Genomic DNA, 18,436 nt, shown 5'->3' on the forward strand with positions numbered 1-18,436 from the left:
GGGGCCGTGCGGGCGAGGCCGACCGGGCGGCGCGCGCCCTTCGGCCTCGAACCCTCTCGCGTCCGCGGCCGCGAGGGCTTATGTGACGGGCTGACCAGTCCGGAGCCGTCCATGCTCGCAGCCGCGTCCCGCGCCTTCTCGCAGATCGTCTCGCCGCCCTTCCGGGTGGTGCTTCTGAAGTCCGTCGGCCTCACGCTTCTCATGCTGGCGGCGGTGTGGGCCGCGCTCTACGCCACCTTCACCCATTTCGTGGTGGTGGAGAACGTCTGGCTGCAGACCACGCTCGAAATTCTCACCGGCCTCGGGCTCGTCATCGGGCTCGGCTTCCTGGTGGCGCCGGTGACGTCCCTGTTCGCGGGTCTTTTCCTGGACGAAATCGCCGAGGAAGTCGAGCGCGTCCATTATCCGGGCGACGCGCCGGGCCGCCCCATGCCGCTGGTGCCGAGCCTCCTGTCGGCGGCGCGCTTCACCCTCCTGGTGATCGCCGTCAACATCGTCGTGCTCTTCCTCATCCTCCTGCCGGGCGTCAATGTGTTCGCCTTCTTCATCGCCAACGCCTACCTGCTCGGCCGGGAGTATTTCGAGATGATCGCCCACCGGTTCCACGACCCGATGGGCGTGCGGATGCTGCGCGAGGAGGCGAGCGTGCGCGTCTTCCTCGCCGGCCTCGTGATCGCGGCCGTGCTGGCGGTGCCTTTCCTGAACCTGCTGACGCCGCTCTTTGCGACCGCCTTCATGGTGCACATCTACAAGGACGTGCGGGTGCGGCGGCGCCGGGCGGGGCGCGAGCTTCCGGCGTGATCGCGGCGGTTCCGCACCAAAGTCCGATGGCGGCGGGCCCATGATCGGCAGACACTCCGCCCCGATAAGGAGAGACCCATGACGGACAGGACGCTGGAAGCGCAGGACGTGCTCGCGGTGGCGGAGCGCTGGGCGGCCGACGGCCGGCCCGTCGCCCTGGCGACCGTGATCGAGACCTGGGGCTCCGCGCCGCGGCCGGTGGGCAGCCATCTGGCGATCGACGGCGACGGCCTGTTCGAGGGCTCCGTTTCCGGCGGGTGCGTGGAGGGCGCGGTGGTGTCCGAAGCCCTGGACGTGATCGCGGACGGCCGGGCCCGCGTCCTCTCGTTCGGGGTCGCCGACGAGACCGCCTGGCGTGTCGGCCTTTCCTGCGGCGGGCGTATCCGCGTGCTCGTCGAGCGGATCGGCTGATCATGGACCAGACGCTCCTCGCCCTTCTCAACGCCCGCCGGCGCGAGCGGCGCGCGGCCGTGGTGGTGACGAATCTCGGCGACGGCTCCAGCCGCCTCGTCGGCGACGGCGACCGGCTGGGCGACGACCCGCTGCACGTGGAGATCGCCGCTGCGCTGCGGTCGGGCAAGTCCGGCGTGATCGAGAAGGACGGCGGGGAGATCTTCCTTAACGTCCACGTGCCGCCGCCCCGGCTGGTGGCGATCGGCGCCGTTCACATCACCCAGGCCCTCATTCCCGTTGCGGCCACCGCCGGCTACGACCTGATCGTGGTGGACCCGCGCACCGCCTTCGCGACGCCGGAGCGGTTCGCCGGCACAACGCTCCTGGCGGACTGGCCGGAGACCGTGCTGCCGGGCCTTGGCATCGACCCCTACACCGCCGTGGCGGCCGTGACCCACGACCCCAAGATCGACGACTTCGCGATCGTCCACGCGCTCCAGCGGCAGGCCTTCTACGTGGGCGCCCTCGGCAGCCGGAAGACCCACGCCAGGCGCCGCGACCGGCTGCTGGCTGCCGGCGTGGCGGAGGCCGACATCGAGGCCATCCGGGCGCCGATCGGCATGGACATCGGCGCCTCCTCGCCCGGCGAGATCGCCGTCGCCATCATGGCGGAGGTGATCGAGGCCTTCCGCCGCCGGGTGATCGACACGGGGAGCGCGGCGCCGTGAGGTTCGGTCCGGCCAGCCCGGCGGAGACGCTCGGCGCCTATCTGGCCCACGCGGTGGCGACGCCGAAGGGCACCTTGCGCAAGGGCACGCGGGTGGACGAGGCGGTGCGGGCCGCCCTGGTGGAGACGGGCCTCGCCTCCCTCACCGTGGCGCGCCTGGAGCCCGGCGACGTGCACGAGGACGAGGCCGCCCGGCGGCTTGCCGCCGCCATCGCCGGCCCGAACGTGCGCCTGGAGGCGCCGGCGACCGGCCGGTGCAACCTCTACGCCGAGACGGCGGGCCTGTTCGCGCTCGACCCGGACCGGATCCACGTCATCAACCGGGTGGATCCCGCCCTGACCGTGGCGACGCGGCCGCCGCTGCGCGGCGTGGAGGCCGGCCGCATGGTGGCGACCGTGAAGGTCATTCCCTTCGCGGTGGACGGCGCGCTGCTGGCCGAGGCTATCCGCGTGGCGGGAGCCGAGCCGGTGCTTTCGGTGGAGCCCTACCGGCCGCTCCGGGTCGCGGTCGTGTCCACCCTGCTGCCGTCGCTGAAGGACAAGGTGGTGGACAAAACGCTCGCCGTGATGGCCGAACGGCTGCGGCCAGCCGGCGCGCGGATCGGCGACGACATCCGCGTTCCGCACGACGAACGGGCCGTCGCCGAGGCGCTGGCTTGGACGCGCGAGCGCGCGGACCTCACCATCGTGTTCGGGGCCTCGGCGGTGGTGGACGAGGACGACGTGATCCCGGCGGCGATCCGCGAGGCCGGCGGCGCCGTCGTCCACCTCGGCATGCCGGTCGACCCCGGCAACCTCCTGATCCTCGGCGAGCTCGGCGGAAAGCCGGTGCTCGGCGCACCCGGCTGCGCCCGCAGCCCGCGGGAGAACGGCTTCGACTGGGTGCTGGAGCGCCTGCTCGCCGGCCGCCCGGTGACGGCGGACGATATCGTCCGCATGGGCGTCGGCGGCCTCCTGATGGACATCGTGAGCCGGCCGGCGCCCCGGTCGGGCGACGCCCTGAAGGAGAACCCGGACCGGCCGTTCGTTTCCGCCGTGGTGCTCGCGGCCGGCCGGTCGACCCGCTTCGGCGCCGGCAACAAGCTGCTCGCCGACGTGCGGGGCGAGCCCATGGTGCGCCACGCGGTGCGCGCCGCGACCGGCTCGGCCGCCGGCGAGGTGATCGTCGTAACCGGGCACCAGGCGGAGGCGGTGGAAGCCGCGCTCGCCGACATGCCGGACGTGCGTTTCGTCCGCAACCCCGACTATGCGGAGGGGCAGTCCACCTCGCTGAAGGCCGCGCTCGGCGCCGTGTCGCCGGCAAGCGAGGCCGCCGTCGTGCTTCTCGGCGACATGCCGCTGGTGGACGCGCCGCTCGTCGACCGGGTGATCGCCGCCTACCGGCCCGCCGAAGGAAGCCTCATCGTGGTGCCGACGCACGACGGCCGACGCGGCAACCCGGTGCTCTGGTCCCGCCGCTTCTTCCAGGACCTCGCCGCCGTGGACGGCGACCGGGGCGGAAGAGACCTGTTGAAGCGGTATGCCGAAGCGATCGCCGAGGTGGACGGGGGAGCGGCGGCGGGGTTTGATGTGGATGAGGTTGGAGGGTTGGGGGGAGAGGCCGGAGATTGATCGTTGTCCCGAGTCGGCCTCTATATTGGTGCCAAATGGCCGCCTGATAGGCGGACGGGGCCATACCCGGATTGACAAGCGCTTCGTCGAAGGTTTGATACCCTCATGGCGGTTACCTACTCGACATCGGTGAACCGGTTCGGCCACGCCGTGTGGGCGATCACACTTCGCGAGTTTCGCAATCGCTACGGAACGCGGCGCCTCGGTCTGTTCTGGGCGTTTGTGGAGCCGACCGCATACGTGTTCGTGTTCAGCGTTCTGATGTCGGCGCTTCGGTCCACGACATCGCCGCTCGGCATTCACATTGCCCCGTTCATCGCCATGGGCATCATGAGCTATATGATGTTCAACGCGGTCGAAGGGTTCGTCCGAGGAGCCCTCCGGTCAAACAAATCGCTCCTATCCTTCCCCCGCATCAAGCCGATCGACATTTATGTCGGTCGGTTGATCATGGAAGTCGCCACGCTTGTCGTGGTCTTCCTGTGCATGTTCAGCCTCTTCGTCCTAACGGGATTGGCCAATGCGCCAAGCGAGCCAGCTCGCTTGCTGCTCCCCCTCGCATTGAGCGTCGTGCTCGGGTTTGCGGTCGGCATTATTAACAGCACGCTGATCGCGATCTTCAAGGCATGGGAGAACATTTATTCGGTTGCGTCCCGCCTCAACTTCTTCACGAGCGGCATCTTCTTTATCGCCGATGGCATGCCTACTGAGATCCAGCGCATGCTGTACTATCAACCGCTGCTTCACATTTCCGAATGGGTGCGCAGTGCTTGGTTCGGCCATTTTGAAAGCCGATTTTTGGACCGGTTCTATCTGATCATGACGGTGAGCGTGGCGCTGCTGTTGGCCCTTCTCCTTGAGAGGACGTTTCGCAAGAACGTGCTGAACAAGATATGATACGCTTCGAGAATGCCGTAAAGCGCTACACGTCCCGCGGAGAGAGCAAGTGGATTCTGCGCGGCCTGAACATGGAACTGCCACGCGGGCGGAGCATCGGAATCCTTGGCTACAACGGGGCCGGGAAGAGCACGCTGATCCGAATGATCTCAGGAGCCGAGGAACCGGACTTCGGCACTATCCACCGAGACCTCAAGATATCCTGGCCGCTCGGTTTCGGCGGCTCCATCGCCGGAAACATGAGTGGTCATGACGCCTGCATGTTCGTCTCGCGGCTCTATGACATGGACCCTCATAGGGTGATCCACTTCGTTCAGGACTTCTCAGAACTGGGCCCCTACTTTTTCGAGGCCACGTCGTCCTACTCCTCCGGTATGAAAGCCCGCTTGACGTTCGGGCTCAGCATGGCGGTAGACTTCGATTGCTATCTGGTGGACGAGATCACCGCCGTCGGCGACAGCCGATTCAAGGCCAAGTGCCTCGCCGCGTTCAACGAACGTCGGAAATATGCGGATATCATCATGGTGTCGCATTCGGAGAAGACGATTCGGGACTACTGCGACATGGGGGCCATTCTAGCCGACGGCGAACTCACCCTTTATGATGACCTCGACCAAGCGATGTCCCTGTACAGGGAAATGATGGAACAGTAAGCCGGCGACAGCCGATCGGTCCTGGGATCGGGCAGGGAAAGGAACCGCATGAGCGCGGAAACGAAGCCGGACGCAACAAAGATAGCGCCAGAGTTGAAGGTCGTTGCCAACCAGTCAGCCAAGGCTCCACAGGCGAAGCCTGCGCCAACATCCAAGGTCACGCCCGCGCCTGGCGGACCCGTTGTCGACGACCGGGTCGAGAAGGCGATCCGGGCCAGTAAAAGGACCAAACGCCGCCTAGTCGCTGCGTCGCTCGCCCTGATCGTCGCTCTTCCGACAATCGTGACGGCGGGATATTACGCGTTCCTCGCTTCCGATCAGTATGCCGCCGAGGCGCGCTTTGCTGTCCGTGGCGCCGACCAGCTCTCGGGAGACCTTCTCGGCATGCTCACGGGCGGGTCCGGTGCGGCGTCCAGCACTGGCGATTCCTATATCGTCCAGGAGTTCATCCAATCGCGCGAACTCGTGGACCGGCTCGAGCAGCGAATCGGCCTTCAAGCTCGCTACGAGACGGGCGCCGCGGACTGGCTCGCCCGGTTCTGGCCCGGTCAGCCGATTGAAGATTTCGTCGAGTACTGGCGCGGCATGGCAACGGCCGAATTCGATCACTACACCGGGATCATCACGCTCGAGGTCAAGGCTTTCACCCCCGAAGACGCCCAACTGGTCGCATCCGTGGTCGTGGACGAGAGCCGAGCCCTCGTTAACCGCCTCTCCGAGCAGTCCCGAACGGACACGGTCGCCCTCGCCCAGCGGGAGGTGCAGTTCGCCGAAGATCGTTTGCGGGAGGCGCGTGAGGCTGTCGCCCGGTTCCGGAACACGGAGAACACGATCAGCCCCGCGGCCGTCGCCGAAGCGCACGAAAAGCTCATGGGCGAACTGGAAGGACAACTCGCCCAGTCCGAAGCGGAACTCGAGCAGATCTCCCAGCTGGTCGGCCCGGAAGCGCCGTCCCGGCGGATACTGGAAACCCGGATCACCGCGATCAAAGATCAGATCGCTGCTCGCAAGTCTCGCGTTTCAAACGGAGGAGGGGAGCCGGGCGCAGCCGGCTCCGGCGGCATCAGCGGCCAGCTCGCGACATTCGCGTCGCTGGAAACCGAGGCGGAGTTCGCGCAACGAGCCTACCTGTCATCACTCGCATCGTTCGAAGCCGCGCGCGTTGAGGCGAAGCGTGAGCAACGGTATCTCGCCACGTTCGTAACGCCGTCCCTCCCGCAACATGCACTCTATCCGCTGAGGGCTACCAATACTGCGCTGGTGCTGGTTGGCTCGCTGATCGCTTGGGGGATTTCTGCGCTACTCTATGCAGCGATTCGCGATCACATGGTGTAAAGGCAATCTTGCCGATCCCCTCAAACCACTCACCTAACATTTAGGATAGGGTCATACATCGCCACGATCTAGCAATCCTTATATATGGTCAAACAGATCGCGGCCTATGTTTCGAACGGCAATCAAACATAGACCGCGATCAACATCGAATCACATTTATCGAGAACCACTAACAGACGTTCGCTGCTAGCAGTTCCACGGCGTTCCGAGTAGGTTTCCCTTGAGATCGCCGAATGGTCAACCGAATGAGATGCCAACTGAGGTTAGGACTAGCATTCAGATGACGATGGATAAGGTTGCACAACTCGTCGAACGTAACGCGCCGAGTTGGCTGAAGCGAAACGCCAGAGCTGTTAAACTTTATAAACTCATTTTCGAGCGGAATAGACCTGTCGCCAATTTGAAGCGCCGCTACTACCTGTCTATATGTCCCGACAAATTGAACGCTCTTTTAATAAAGAAGCCGGATGTTTTATTTGTCTTCTGTGATGACCGTGATATCCACTTTTCGACGCCCATCCAAGCTCACTCGCTGCGAATTGGGTTAAAAACCGCACATACAAGTTTATCTGCACTTTGCAACGCGCCCACACTCGAGGTTGGCACCGTCCTTCAGGATCCAAACCCAGTGAAAGCCGCACTCGTGCAACTTTCGCACACTGCTAAGCGGCAGCGGATGCAATTAGTTGTTGTCCAACGAGACCGCGGCGATAGATTCTTTCATGTAAGTCGATCTTTCGCACAGATACTTGGCATCACTTTCGTGAAATTGTCGGATTTCCTGTGCCCCCCGAGCGATAAACCTGAACTGACATACTGGCCGTACATCCCTGAACGCCGGCAGCATTTCGAAAGCACAGAAGTCGAGCGATTCGAATCTGGCCTTCAGTTTATCTGCGGGCTTGAGGCTAGTCGTTCTGTATTCCTATTATGGGGCGGTGACGCTGCGGCGGACTTTCGTACGCGCTGGAACGAATTTCTGGTCCGGCTGGTTACTCTATGCGACGATCTTGGCTGCAACCTTATCATAGTTGAAGATAGCGCGAAAAACACACTAGACAACAGCGCCTACAATGAAATTTCTAAATCTCAACGCGCTGCAATATTCTCTGGCTTGATCATCGACGATAATTTCAAGGATCACCTTTATTCCTGTTCCCGCACCATAGTCTTTGGAGCAGTTTGCGACAACCTCAACGGAGTTGAGCTGAACGTTTTGCTCGAACGTTCGCATGACTGTCTTCAAGAAACCCGCGGACACATCGACCAGTTTGGTGCATCTAACGAGACGACCCTTACGTTCATTCGGGATCTTGTTGTTGATGGCCAATCAACAGATTGGGATTTCGGAAGTGCGTTCGGTTTGCGGCTTTGCCAGGGTCAAATCACCGGGTCGTTAGCTCTAGCACAATCAGCGGAAAGCCGAGATGTGATAGAGGGCGTTCAAAAATATATTGTTCCTGCCTTCGACGCAGACGGGCGCTTGGACGGCGGTGGAAGGATCTCTACCGTAAAGGACACAGCCGGTGCGGCTGCGTTCATGCAATGGGGCGCTTCCGAGTCTAATCGTCGACGTAATCTGAGACGAAATGCTAAGATATCCGGATCACCACTCCTATTCGTCGAAGATGGGTTCGTACGCTCTGTGGAAATAGGAGCAGGTGGAAGTCCTGGTCTATCATTTTTCATCGATGATCTAAGCCCATACTACGACGCTCGCCGGTGGTCACGTATGGAACGTACGCTTGCCTCCAATTGGGAGATCAACGAAACTGAACTGGACAAGGTCCGAATGTCGATTGCGCAACTGCGCAAACTCAGAATTAGCAAGTACAATCACGCACCTGAGTACATCCCTCCGTGGGCTACGACCGCTAGACCGGTGTATCTTTTGATAGATCAGCGCTTTGGCGACCAATCTGTTATCTGTGGCCTAGCAAACGAAAGTTCTTTTCGACGCATGGTTGTCGATGCCGTTACAGATACAAAAGAGCCGCTCGTCGTGCTTAAACGCCACCCGGACGGCACTATTGGCGGCAAGGGTTCGTTCTTCACGAAGGACGTGCTAGGCGAAGTTATCGATCATCCTTCGATCATACTACACGATGAGGAGATCAACCCTTATTCGCTTTTCGCTCTCGCGGACGAGGTACGCTGTGTAACCTCAGGTATGGGGTTCGAAGCGATCATCGCCGGTAAACCTGTCATGACATATGGCGCGCCGTTTTATAGCGGGTGGGGCCTAACAGCCGACAAAATCCGTTTGGATTGGCGTGCAAAGAAGCGTACGCGCGAGGAGGTTTTCTACGTAGCATATCTATCACGGGCGGTTTACTACGATCCCGATGCTAGAGATAGAACCTCTCTTGCGTCCCTGTGTGATGTCATAAGCCGCCACCGAGACATGTTCCTAAAGCAGAAGCAGCTCGATGTATAAGCTTGTCCTTTTCTACTCCGGTTCTGGCAGCGTTAGTTATGACGATCTTAGGGCGATAGATCAGCGGTATCGAAGCGATCTGATCGCCGTTGTTGCAGCGGAAATTTCCGGTGTACCGACAGGCATGCGAGTCTGTCGATTCGGTGCGCATCCAGAGGGCATGACGCAACTTGCCTTATTCGCAGCAACGCTTCATTTGGAAGCTGTCGTGTTTAGGCAGGGTGGCTTCGAGTCCTGCCCCGCAGACCTAAAGTCATTTATATTTTCTAAGTCGGCTCCGACTGTTCAGATTCTAAGCGGCGGGAAACTTAGCTTATATTCTTCCGTTCGCTGGAGCAGCACTGCTCCTCGAATTTTGTTCGTTTATCCGGGACCGCTATTTCCTGTCAACAACGGGTCTCGCCAACGGGCACTAGATTTCTTGCTCCAGCTGCATCGGGCGAATGCAAAGATAAGCGTTCTCTCGCCCGAAGGATCGGTGCCGCCAGGATATCGCGACTTTCTCAATCAGTTAGGGATTGAATTTAGAACATACCGCCAAAATCGTTTGGTGTCCGGGGTCATAGGGCGTTTGCGCAAATTAGGGAAATGGGCTGTGGGAAAAGACTATTACCTGCCGCTCTATGCTCGTCTCAATAGTAGCCTTAGTCGCTCATATCAGCAGAGCGTGAATTCTTTTGACTGCGACATAGTTATCTTCTCCTATGTATGGATGGTTCCGTGGAAGTTGAAGAAAGCGAAACCGACCGTCTATACGGTTGATCTGCACGACATCAACTTTGTTCGCGATCGCGGGTTCTATCGGCCCAGTAATGTGGTCAGGAATATATTGGAATCTTTGAACCAGAGGATTGAGTATAAACTTCTTAATCAAACCGATTTAGCGCTCGCGATCTCGAATTCAGACGCAAAGAGCCTTGTACCCGACCAATTGCGACCTCCTGTATTGACGGTACCCCCGAGCTTCAGCTGGATTGTTGCTCCTTCATTCAAGCTTCGGGTCAAAGCTGAACGGTTCGGTTTCATTGGCGCGAACATGTCTGCCAATCGCGCTGCAATTGATTACGTGATGCAACATATTTGGCCGCTTATCTTGAAACGCAGACCAAATAGCAAGTTTTTCGTAGCCGGCGATATATGCAATCACATCGCCCGATCTGGCGGCTTCGGGCCAAGATGCTTTCAATTGGGATTCGTGCCCTCTTTGAGTGATTTTTATGGGGGAATAGACGCCCTTATATCGCCGGTGTTCATCCAAGGAGGCATAAACTTCAAAGTTTTAGAGGCATTAGTCTCGGGGGTTCCGGTGATGGTAAATGAGACCGGAATCAAATCAGTTCCGAGCAACGAACTGACTTTCGTAATCCGCTCCTCGGAATTGGAGGCTTCGGTAGACGAGTTCCTTGCCTTTGTAGATAACGCTTTCGATGATCCCGACAGTCTCACACGTCGTGTTGAGCAACTTCGAGCTCGCCTCATGGCCGACTTCGAGCGCGGCATATATTCGGCTTTTCCTCAACTAAGGGCTTCAGACGATTGCAAGAGCGAAGCCTGAGTACGTGGTCGGGATGATTGATTAAATCGCCGGAGTACCCTATACTAATTTCGGTTACCTCCATAGAGCTATTCAGTTCATGGCGTTCTGCGACGTCCAGGTCGGCTGCGTAGTCTCAAATCTTACGGTGATGAATTTGTTTTGGTCCAAGAACTCGCAACTTCGTGAATTGATCGCGAACCTGGACACTTTACGTAAGCAGGTGGAAGAGCTCGAACAGAGAAATGCTGAACTCGTTTCAAAGTGCCTAGTAAATTCTATCGATCCGTATTTTCGCTACCAGAACGAACTGTTGCTATCATACGCTACATTTTTCTCGAGTGAAGATAAAGTTTTCGAGTTCAGCGTGAACGGAACTAAAGTTTCGTTTTATCTTCCGTTCGGGGCATCGGATAAGATCCAAAATGATATTCTACGGACGTCAAATTTTTATCAGCCTAAAGCTGTTGAGTTCATAAATCGGGAGGGTTTGGTCAGGCAGTCCTCTACTGTCGTCGACGCTGGCGCGAACATCGGTAGCCATTCAATTTTCTTCGCAGTTATCATGGGGGCTAGAAAGATATACGCGTTTGAACCTAATCCGCCCGCTTACGGCATCCTTACTCGAAACGTAGAGTTGAATAAACTGAACGATAGAATAGACGTTCATAAGGTTGGGCTTGGGGACGAGAATGCAAAAGGTCGAAATCTGGGCGGTCGGCTAAATAACCTAGGCGGGAATCGGCTCAAGAACGACGAGTCGGGTGATGTTCTTATCAGGCGTCTCGATGATTTCGCGTTCCCGCAAGTTGACCTGATAAAGATCGATGTTGAAGGTCGCGGTGATGGCGTAATTAGGGGTGCGATTCAGATTATCGAACGTGATAAGCCGATTATCCTAATCGAGCAATCGTCCGAGGCTGAAAAGCTCGCCGTGTTACAGCTTTGCAATGACTTCGGCTACAGGAAATTGGTGCAATTTAAGCTGGACGTTGTGCTCGTTGCATAAAGTATTTTGATTGCATCAACTTCGTTAAAAAACTGAAGTTCTGTCTTGGTGGCTACGTATCTATTCGATTAACGCACGCGCGAAGCGACTGAAAGCACCTCGTAATAGCTCCGAAGCCATGGAAGTTAGCGACAGATTTGATTTTCATAAGCTATTCGACATCGGACAAATTAGTGTACGTTCCCGCGCCAGACCGCACCGTCCCTACCGCAAGGTTCACGATTCCCAAGAACTTGGCCAGTTCGTTAGCGGGAGCTGCGCTGACGTAGAGCATGTCCTTGTCGAAGACCGGAAAGCTCTGGGCCAGGAACAGGTTCTTGGGGTCCTGCAGGTCGAGCCGGTAGACCACCGGCACGTGACCGCCCCGAGCCGCCAGGCGGGATTGCGGCGCGTAGAGGCGGACGACTTCGGCCGGTTCCGACCGGAACAGGAAAACGCCGGATGGGTCGGCCCTGTTGTCCAGGAGGCCGCCGGCCTTCGCGATGGCCTCGTTGAGCGCGATCCCTTTGGCGCTGAAGGGTATCTCGGCGTTCCGGCCAGTCGCGCCGAAAGCCGTGAAGGTCTGCGGGTCACGGGTGAGGGTCAGCGTATCGCCGGCCGATAGAGTGATGTTTTCCTGCGGATTATCAACAACCTGCTGCAAGGGCACCCGGATTGTCTGCCGCCCGCGTTGGAGCTGGACGAAGGTCTCATGCACGGGCGCGGAGATCCCGCCAGCACTCGCAATCACGTCCAGGATAGTGTCTCCGCGCGCGGACAGCGGTACGCGCCCTCCCCTGGTGACCTCGCCGGTCACAGTCGCCGTGTTGAACAGCGGCCGTGTCACGCTGACGAGCACCTGCGGCTCGATCGCCTTTCCGGAAAGCGCCTGTTCGATGCTGGATTTGACCTGTTCCGGCGTCCGGCCTGCGGCAGTCACCGTGCCGGCGTAAGGGATCGAGATCGTACCGGCTCGCGTAACGGGCTGCTCAGGTATCGTCACGCTCTTGTTGCCGGAGGTCACCGAGCCAACTGGAGCGGAGAACAGACCACCGTTCCCGGCCTCCCAGATCGTAACTGTGACGAAGTCGCCAACTCCAATGGCGTCGGACGTGCCGCCCCGAGCCCCTCCGAAAGAACCAGCCAACTTCTCGTTGGGCCGCGAGCGAAGGGCGGCCAGCACCCGGTCGCTCACGTCCACGACCTCGTAGCGGTCGAGCGCAGCGCTATCCTCAGTTCGGTCGACGATGTCGCTGGCCGAAGGACCGCTGGAGGGAAGAGTGGCACAACTGGTCAGGAAGATGGCTGCGGTGAGAGCGGCATACGAACGCTTCATCATGAAACAGGTCTTCCCGACACCCAGACACTTGTCACCCTTACCCGATCGGACGTGAAAAGAAAGTGTCCAACCGGTCCTGCCGTAGGCCGCTCGTGAGGTGCTGCGGAAAGGCAACATCATGCCAGCCGTGGGCCCAATCCCGCCCTAATCGGATTGCGGGAACGCAACTGCGATCCTGTTCAGTATGCGAGCCCGGAGAGTCCTCACAAGGCGCTCGAGACGCGCCGCCCCGGTCTCGACGGGTGGCGGCTCGGAGAGCCGGCGCACGACCACTTCGACCGGGCAAGGCGTCCGATTGAAGGGGTCTACATATGACGGATAAAGGATGAGTGCCACCGCCACGAGTTCGTCAAGCGTAAGCCGGCGCTGGCGCCGATCGGGCATGGGCGCGACATCTTCGGTCAAACCCCATCCGCCATAGAACGGCCGCCCATGAACGGCGACGGCTTTCCCCCGAAGGAGAGCTTCAAAACCCGTCAGCGATGTCATTGTCTCCACCCGGTCCGCCCAGTCCAGGCAGTCGGCGATGGAGGCTTCTAAAACCGCTTCATCCGCTGTGGCTTCGAGAACAGCCTTTGGGACAGCGCCTCGGCGCAAGCCGGCGACGACGTCCGGGTGCGGCTTGTAGAGGATGAATGCATCCGGGTGTTGCCGCCGGACGGCCTTCAGAAGATCAGTGTTGGTCCGAACATCCATCGCGCCGAGCCGGATCGAGGCATCCGTCTCCACCTGTCCAGGTACCAAGATCCGCATTCGCCCGCTCGCACCCGGGAGGGCGAGCGATCGTCCCACGCCATATTTGCTGAGCCGGCCCGCGACAATGCGCGCACGTAAAGCCGCGGCCCGTTCCAGAAGGACGCGATCGAGCACCGCACCGTTCGCAAGCGCCTCGAAACCGCTCAGTCGCCCTGGATCATAGTAGAGACCGTATTCATCGAGCACGAGAGAGGCCGGGTAGGCGCCCTCCACCCCCAATCCGATCGATCGAAGAAATCCGTCCTCGATCCGGACCGATGCCGACGCCACCGGATCGTTTCCATATCCCCAGACGGCCAATCGGAGTCGGCCTTCCTTTGCCTCCGCCTCGGCCTCGGCAATGGTCCGACGGTGCATCGGCGGACCTGCTGCGCAGTCGAGAAATGGCTCGACGGCGGCGATCCTCCAACGGGAGAAGCCGCCTGTCACGAACCGAGGGCCGGACTGGAACCGCGCCTTGAGTTCGCTCAGTGTCGAGACTGCATTCGGGAGCGTCGAGGCTTCCCGGAAGTACGGATCGATGTACCGGCAATAACGGCCGTAGGCGGCCTCGACCAGGCCCGCAAGGGTCGGCCGTGCGGTCCGACGCGGTAGTGCGACTGTGTCCTTGGTCAGTCCCCATCCCGAGTAGAAGGGGGCTCCGAAGCAGTGGACCGGAACACCGGCCATCAATGCCTCCAGGCCAATCAGACTGGAGACCGTGAACACTGCTTCGCACCGCTCGAAGAGATCCCAGGGATCGACGTCGCGATCAAGCACCGCCAGACCAAGGTCTCGAGCGCGATCGAAGAGGTAGCCGCGCTTCAACCCCGCCGTCACGTCCGGATGCACCTTAACCACAGTGCGATCGCTTCCGAACCGGTCCAAGGCCGCTTGAAGCATTGTGTCGAAAGTTAAGGCTGATGCTAACGCGCCCGCAACTGATGCATCGCCGTCAGTCTGATCTACAACCAGAACGAAGTCTTTTGGCAAAAGCTGCTCGACCTGCCCGAGGCGACGACCACTGTTGTACTTGGACAGTCGCGCGCGCCGCAGAAGCGCCAAAGTATCACCGGAGATCCCCGGTTCGGCTGCTGCTTCGACGATCAGGCGCTCCAGATCCGAAGGAGCCGATGCGTCGTAATAGATCCCGGTCCAGTCGACTACATAGCTGAAGCTGCGGGTCCCCGTGCCAGGGCGGATGGAGCGAAGGAAGCCGTCTTCGACGGCGGCGTAGGGTAGTCCTGCCGCCGCCGCCGCGCGCCGCGCCCTGTCCGCTGTCGACTTGTGGCCCCATCCCGCGACGGCTTTGGCCTCGCGGGCAAGACCCATGCGGGCCCGTACCGGCGTCATACCTGTCAAGAGCGCGATCTCGGGTCTCAGCGTCCACATGCCGGACGAGAAGATCGCAAGGGTATCGGACATAGGATGTTGACCTTCGATCAACTGCTCGTCAGGCGGCAGGTTGGGCGCGAATGCCGCATCGAGGCTTCTGGAACTTTGCCCTTGCCGCCGCCAAACTCAGACTGATCCAATCTCCACCCTCCTCAACTCATACAGCATCACGCCCGTCGCCACCGCCAGATTGAGGCTGTCGGCCTTTCCCCACATGGGGATCTTCACGCGAACGGCGCAGGCCTCGGCCAGCGCGTCGGACAGGCCCTGCTGTTCGTTGCCCATCACCAGCACGGTGGGCGCGGTGGAGGCCACGGATCGGTAGTCGGCGGTGGCCTTCAGGTGCGTGCCGACCAGGCGGGCGCCGGAGGTCTTCGCCCAGGCGAGGAAGGCGTCGCGGCCGGTGCGGACCAGGGGAACGTGGAAAAGCGAGCCCATGGTGGCCCGGACCGCTTCCATCGAGAAGGGGTCGCAGGTCTCGCCGACGAGGATCACGCCCTTGGCGCCGACCGAATCGGCGGTGCGGACGATCGTGCCGAGGTTGCCCGGATCGCGGACCTGTTCGAGCGCCACCCAGATGTCGCCCTCGCGCGGGCGCACCTCGGCGAGCGGCGTCAGCTTCTGGCGGAAGACGCCCACCACCATCTGCGGATTGTCGCGCCGGGTGATCTTGCCGAGCACCTGTTCGGAAACGTCCAGCACCATGCCGCCGCGGGCGTGCACGGTGGCGGCGGCCCGCATCACCGCCTCCTGGCCGCGCGTGGCGGCGGCGAACAGGATGGTGTGCACGGGCCAGCCCTCCTCCAGGGCGTCGGTCACGAGCTTTAGTCCCTCGCCGAGGAAAAGGCCGGTCTCCTCCCGGTGCTTCTTCAGCGCGAGACCGCGAATGTCCTTCACGATCGGATTGGTGAGCGACGTGATCTGCTTCACCGATCCCGGGGCGGCGATGGCCGGGCGGCGGTCGTCGCGGCCGTGCGCGTCGCGGCGGTCGCTCATGGGGCCTCTCCCTCGAAGCGGCGCAGGCCGTGACCGATCGGGTTTGCCAGAGACGGGATCCGCTTCACCGATCCCTGGGCGGCGGTCGTCGCGGCGGTCGGTCATGGGGCCTCTCCCTCGAAGCGGGTGAACATGGAGGTGGAGAGCCGGCGGCCGGGCTGTCCGGGCAGGCCGGTCTCGCGCAGCACCAGTTCGCCGGAGCGGATCGTCCCCGGCCGGTCGCCCAGGAGATCGGCGGTGAGTTCGTGGATGGACAGGAAGGACGCCCGGATCGCATAGGCGGTGAGGACCAGGAAGGACGGGCCCGGCTTCAGGATCCGGCGGACGAGGTCCAGCATGTGCGGCAGGTCCTCGGTCAGGTCCCAGACCTCGCCGTCCGGGCCGCGGCCGAAGCGCGGCGGGTCGAGGAGGATGCCGTCATACTGCCGGCCCCGGCGCACCTCGCGCTCGGCGAACGTCACCGCGTCGTCCACGATCCAGCGGATCGGGGCCGCGTCGAGGCCGGCAAGGGCCTGGTTCTCGCGCCCCCAGGCGACGGATTTCTTCGACGCGTCCACATGGGTCACGTCGGCGCCGGCCGAGGCGGCGATCAGGGAGGCGAGGCCGGTGTAGCCGAACAGGTTCAGGAGTTGCGGCCGCTCCGTCCGCGTCGCCGACAGAGCGCGCAGCCGGTCCGCCATGTAGGTCCAGTGGGCCACCTGTTCGGGGAAGACGCCGACGTGCCGGAAGGAGGTGAGCCGGCACGCGAAGGGAATGCCCATCACGGCCATCTCCCAGCTGTCGCCGATCCCGTCGGCGAGGCGCCAGCGGCCCGGCCCCTCCTCCTCCACGTCGCCGGTGAAGGCGGCGCCGGCGGCGGCCCAGGCGGCCTCGGGCAGACGGCGCGGATACATGGCCTGCGGCTCGGGCCGGACGACCGTGAGCGCCCCATAGCGCTCCAGCTTGGCGCCCTCGCCGGAATCGAGCAGCTGGTAGGCGTCCCAGCCTTCCGTCTCCAGCATGACGCCGATGGTCTCGGCCGCCCGGCGCGGGCCGAGCGGGCGCGGCACCGGTCGCTTCGGCTCGCTCGCGCCGGCCGGACGGGCGGGCCCTCGATCGGCCTCCGGCGTGCGGCGGGCCGGGGCGGCGTCCCGCGGCGCCGGCTTGGCGCCCTGGCCCGGACGCGCCTCCGCCCGCGGCGCGGGCGCGCGCTGGCTCCTGTCGTCCCGGCGCCCGGGCGGGGGCGCGGCACGGCCGGGGGGACGGGACTTCGGCACGAGGCATCACTCCAAAGCAGTCTTGCGGCAGGGCGCGTCTGCGGTCGTTATACACCGCAGGGCACGGGATTGAAGCCGGGCTCGACAGATGCCGTTCCGATCCCGTAAGCCTCGCCCATGCTCGTTCTCGCCCTCGACACAGCCCTCGACCAGACCGCCGTCGCCGTCGGCGACGGCCGGCGGATCGACGCGGCCGCGGTGGACCGGATGGACCGGGGGCACGCGGAACGCCTGTTCCCGATGGTGGAGGCCGTGCTGCGGGAGGCGGGCGTTTCGCTCGACGCGCTCGACAGGATCGCGGTCGCGGTCGGGCCGGGCAGCTTCACCGGCATCCGGATCGCGTTGTCGGCCGCCCGCGGGCTCGGGCTCGCGCTCGGAAAGCCCGTGGTCGGCGTCGGCACGCTCCGGGCGCTCGCCGCCTCGGTGCCGGAGCGGCCGACGGGACCGGTGCTCGCGGCGGTGGACGCCCGGCGGGGCGAGCTCTACGCGGCCCTCTACGGGCCGGACGGCACGCCGCTTCTCGCGCCGTTCGCCGCCTCCGCCGAGGCGGTGCTCCACGCGGTCGCGGACCGGGCGGCGGTGGCGATCGGCTCGGGCGCGCCGATCATCGGCCACCAGGCGGTCCAGGCGGGCGCCCGGCGTCCGGAACTGATCCCCCTCGCCGGCCCGGACCCGCGGGCGATCGCCCGGCTCGGCGCCACGCTGGACCCGGCGACGAACCGGCCCGAGCCTGCCTACCTGCGGCCGCCGGACGCCAAGCCGCCGGCGGCGATCGCCGGGCTTCTGCTCGCCGCGGCTCCGGCCGGCCCGGCCTCTGGAGGACGCTCGTGATCCTCTGGTACGATCCCTATCCGGCGGTGATCGACGAGGCGCGTCTCGGCGACGTGGACGACCTCGCGGACATCCACGCGACCGCCTTCCACCGGGGCTGGCACGCCGCCGAGGTCGAGGCCCTGCTCGTCCAGTCCGGGGTGTTCACCTTCGTGGCCCGGCGCGGCGTGCCGTTCGGGTCGCGCCGGCCGGTCGGCTTCGTGATGATCCGGGCGGCGGGCGACGAGGCGGAGGTGCTCACCATCGCAGTCACGCCCAGGCACCGGGGCAAGGGGCTCGGCCGCCGGCTCATCGACCACGCGTTGCGCCGGCTCTACCACGACCGGATCCGCTCGCTCTTCCTGGAGGTGGACGAGACCAACGGCCCCGCCTGCCGGCTCTACAAGGCGGTCGGCTTCAAGGTGGTCGGCTCGCGTCCCAACTACTACGCCAAGGGGAGCGCGCCCCCGGCGACGGCCCTTGTCATGCGGGCCGATCTCACTTAAGCGCAGACCACGTGACGATCCGG

General features: G+C 62.6%; 16 protein-coding genes. 12 read left to right on the forward strand and 4 right to left on the reverse strand.

All coding sequences use genetic code 11. The annotated features are described in order from the left end of the window. Positions 1 to 111 precede the first annotated feature (111 nt). The 10 genes from HND91_RS17685 to HND91_RS17730 all read left to right on the forward strand — a co-directional run bounded on the left by HND91_RS17685 (position 112) and on the right by HND91_RS17730 (position 11,397). Positions 112 to 801: a sulfate transporter family protein gene (locus tag HND91_RS17685; protein ID WP_181707933.1), complete on the forward strand. Its 690-nt coding sequence runs from the start codon at positions 112 to 114 to the stop codon at positions 799 to 801. A 78-nt stretch (positions 802 to 879) separates the two neighbouring features. Beyond that, positions 880 to 1,212, forward strand: coding sequence for an XdhC family protein (locus HND91_RS17690; protein ID WP_181707934.1), 333 nt, complete (start codon positions 880 to 882; stop codon positions 1,210 to 1,212). Between the two features lie 2 nt (positions 1,213 to 1,214). Beyond that, positions 1,215 to 1,922, forward strand: coding sequence for an XdhC family protein (locus HND91_RS17695; protein ID WP_181707935.1), 708 nt, complete (start codon positions 1,215 to 1,217; stop codon positions 1,920 to 1,922). After that, entirely contained in the window at positions 1,919 to 3,532 is a 1,614-nt protein-coding gene (locus tag HND91_RS17700) for an NTP transferase domain-containing protein (RefSeq protein WP_181707936.1), read from the forward strand. The genes HND91_RS17695 and HND91_RS17700 overlap by 4 nt, the downstream gene beginning before the upstream one ends. A gap of 105 nt (positions 3,533 to 3,637) precedes the next feature. After that, positions 3,638 to 4,429 carry an ABC transporter permease gene (locus tag HND91_RS17705; protein ID WP_181707937.1) on the forward strand — a complete coding sequence of 264 codons (792 nt, stop codon included), beginning with the start codon at positions 3,638 to 3,640 and terminating at the stop codon, positions 4,427 to 4,429. After that, positions 4,426 to 5,082 carry an ABC transporter ATP-binding protein gene (locus HND91_RS17710; RefSeq protein WP_181707938.1) on the forward strand — a complete coding sequence of 219 codons (657 nt, stop codon included), beginning with the start codon at positions 4,426 to 4,428 and terminating at the stop codon, positions 5,080 to 5,082. Before HND91_RS17705 ends, HND91_RS17710 begins: the two co-directional genes overlap by 4 nt. Before the next feature lie 48 nt (positions 5,083 to 5,130). Next, positions 5,131 to 6,417 carry a KpsE/RkpR family capsule polysaccharide export protein gene (locus HND91_RS17715; RefSeq protein ID WP_181707939.1) on the forward strand — a complete coding sequence of 429 codons (1,287 nt, stop codon included), beginning with the start codon at positions 5,131 to 5,133 and terminating at the stop codon, positions 6,415 to 6,417. A 280-nt stretch (positions 6,418 to 6,697) separates the two neighbouring features. Further along, positions 6,698 to 8,854 carry a capsular polysaccharide export protein, LipB/KpsS family gene (locus tag HND91_RS17720; RefSeq protein WP_181707940.1) on the forward strand — a complete coding sequence of 719 codons (2,157 nt, stop codon included), beginning with the start codon at positions 6,698 to 6,700 and terminating at the stop codon, positions 8,852 to 8,854. Then, positions 8,847 to 10,409, forward strand: coding sequence for a glycosyltransferase (locus HND91_RS17725; protein WP_181707941.1), 1,563 nt, complete (start codon positions 8,847 to 8,849; stop codon positions 10,407 to 10,409). Before HND91_RS17720 ends, HND91_RS17725 begins: the two co-directional genes overlap by 8 nt. Positions 10,410 to 10,488: 79 nt before the next feature. Then, positions 10,489 to 11,397 (forward strand): FkbM family methyltransferase, encoded by a 909-nt coding sequence (locus HND91_RS17730; RefSeq protein ID WP_181707942.1) that lies wholly within the window; start codon positions 10,489 to 10,491, stop codon positions 11,395 to 11,397. A 151-nt stretch (positions 11,398 to 11,548) separates the two neighbouring features. On the opposite strand, the gene HND91_RS17735 is transcribed toward HND91_RS17730, so the two are convergent. The 4 genes from HND91_RS17735 to HND91_RS23250 all read right to left on the reverse strand — a co-directional run bounded on the left by HND91_RS17735 (position 11,549) and on the right by HND91_RS23250 (position 17,097). Then, on the reverse strand, positions 11,549 to 12,715 hold the full coding sequence (locus HND91_RS17735; RefSeq protein WP_343057390.1) for a polysaccharide biosynthesis/export family protein: 1,167 nt from the start codon (positions 12,713 to 12,715) through the stop codon (positions 11,549 to 11,551). 144 nt (positions 12,716 to 12,859) lie between these two features. Continuing rightward, a complete protein-coding gene (locus tag HND91_RS17740) occupies positions 12,860 to 14,875 on the reverse strand; it encodes a capsular polysaccharide biosynthesis protein (protein ID WP_181707943.1) in 2,016 nt (671 codons plus the stop codon). Between the two features lie 96 nt (positions 14,876 to 14,971). Then, complete coding sequence (locus HND91_RS17745; RefSeq protein WP_181707944.1) at positions 14,972 to 15,841, reverse strand: TrmH family RNA methyltransferase; 870 nt, start codon at positions 15,839 to 15,841, stop codon at positions 14,972 to 14,974. A gap of 101 nt (positions 15,842 to 15,942) precedes the next feature. Next, positions 15,943 to 17,097, reverse strand: coding sequence for a class I SAM-dependent methyltransferase (locus tag HND91_RS23250; protein WP_343057392.1), 1,155 nt, complete (start codon positions 17,095 to 17,097; stop codon positions 15,943 to 15,945). A 117-nt stretch (positions 17,098 to 17,214) separates the two neighbouring features. Here HND91_RS23250 and tsaB point away from each other — a divergent pair, with 117 nt between their 5' ends. Further along, on the forward strand, positions 17,215 to 17,928 hold the full coding sequence (gene tsaB, locus HND91_RS17755; protein ID WP_181707945.1) for a tRNA (adenosine(37)-N6)-threonylcarbamoyltransferase complex dimerization subunit type 1 TsaB: 714 nt from the start codon (positions 17,215 to 17,217) through the stop codon (positions 17,926 to 17,928). Next, a complete protein-coding gene (locus tag HND91_RS22480) occupies positions 17,925 to 18,413 on the forward strand; it encodes a GNAT family N-acetyltransferase (RefSeq protein ID WP_181707946.1) in 489 nt (162 codons plus the stop codon). Before tsaB ends, HND91_RS22480 begins: the two co-directional genes overlap by 4 nt. The last annotated feature ends 23 nt before the right edge of the window (positions 18,414 to 18,436 follow it).

Origin of the sequence: Chthonobacter rhizosphaerae, assembly GCF_013839525.1 — a bacterium.
Taxonomy (GTDB): domain Bacteria; phylum Pseudomonadota; class Alphaproteobacteria; order Rhizobiales; family Pleomorphomonadaceae; genus Chthonobacter; species Chthonobacter rhizosphaerae.

Excerpts from the sequence above, each read along its gene's own strand:
- HND91_RS17685 (WP_181707933.1), top strand. The coding sequence starts at position 112 with ATGCTCGCAGCCGCGTCCCGCGCCTTCTCGCAGATCGTCTCGCCGCCC.
- HND91_RS17690 (WP_181707934.1), top strand. The coding sequence starts at position 880 with ATGACGGACAGGACGCTGGAAGCGCAGGACGTGCTCGCGGTGGCGGAG.
- HND91_RS17695 (WP_181707935.1), top strand. The coding sequence starts at position 1,215 with ATGGACCAGACGCTCCTCGCCCTTCTCAACGCCCGCCGGCGCGAGCGG.
- HND91_RS17705 (WP_181707937.1), top strand. The coding sequence starts at position 3,638 with ATGGCGGTTACCTACTCGACATCGGTGAACCGGTTCGGCCACGCCGTG.
- HND91_RS17710 (WP_181707938.1), top strand. The coding sequence starts at position 4,426 with ATGATACGCTTCGAGAATGCCGTAAAGCGCTACACGTCCCGCGGAGAG.
- HND91_RS17715 (WP_181707939.1), top strand. The coding sequence starts at position 5,131 with ATGAGCGCGGAAACGAAGCCGGACGCAACAAAGATAGCGCCAGAGTTG.
- HND91_RS17720 (WP_181707940.1), top strand. The coding sequence starts at position 6,698 with ATGACGATGGATAAGGTTGCACAACTCGTCGAACGTAACGCGCCGAGT.
- HND91_RS17725 (WP_181707941.1), top strand. The coding sequence starts at position 8,847 with ATGTATAAGCTTGTCCTTTTCTACTCCGGTTCTGGCAGCGTTAGTTAT.
- HND91_RS17730 (WP_181707942.1), top strand. The coding sequence starts at position 10,489 with ATGGCGTTCTGCGACGTCCAGGTCGGCTGCGTAGTCTCAAATCTTACG.
- HND91_RS17735 (WP_343057390.1), bottom strand. The coding sequence starts at position 12,715 with ATGATGAAGCGTTCGTATGCCGCTCTCACCGCAGCCATCTTCCTGACC.
- HND91_RS17740 (WP_181707943.1), bottom strand. The coding sequence starts at position 14,875 with ATGTCCGATACCCTTGCGATCTTCTCGTCCGGCATGTGGACGCTGAGA.
- HND91_RS17745 (WP_181707944.1), bottom strand. The coding sequence starts at position 15,841 with ATGAGCGACCGCCGCGACGCGCACGGCCGCGACGACCGCCGCCCGGCC.
- tsaB (WP_181707945.1), top strand. The coding sequence starts at position 17,215 with ATGCTCGTTCTCGCCCTCGACACAGCCCTCGACCAGACCGCCGTCGCC.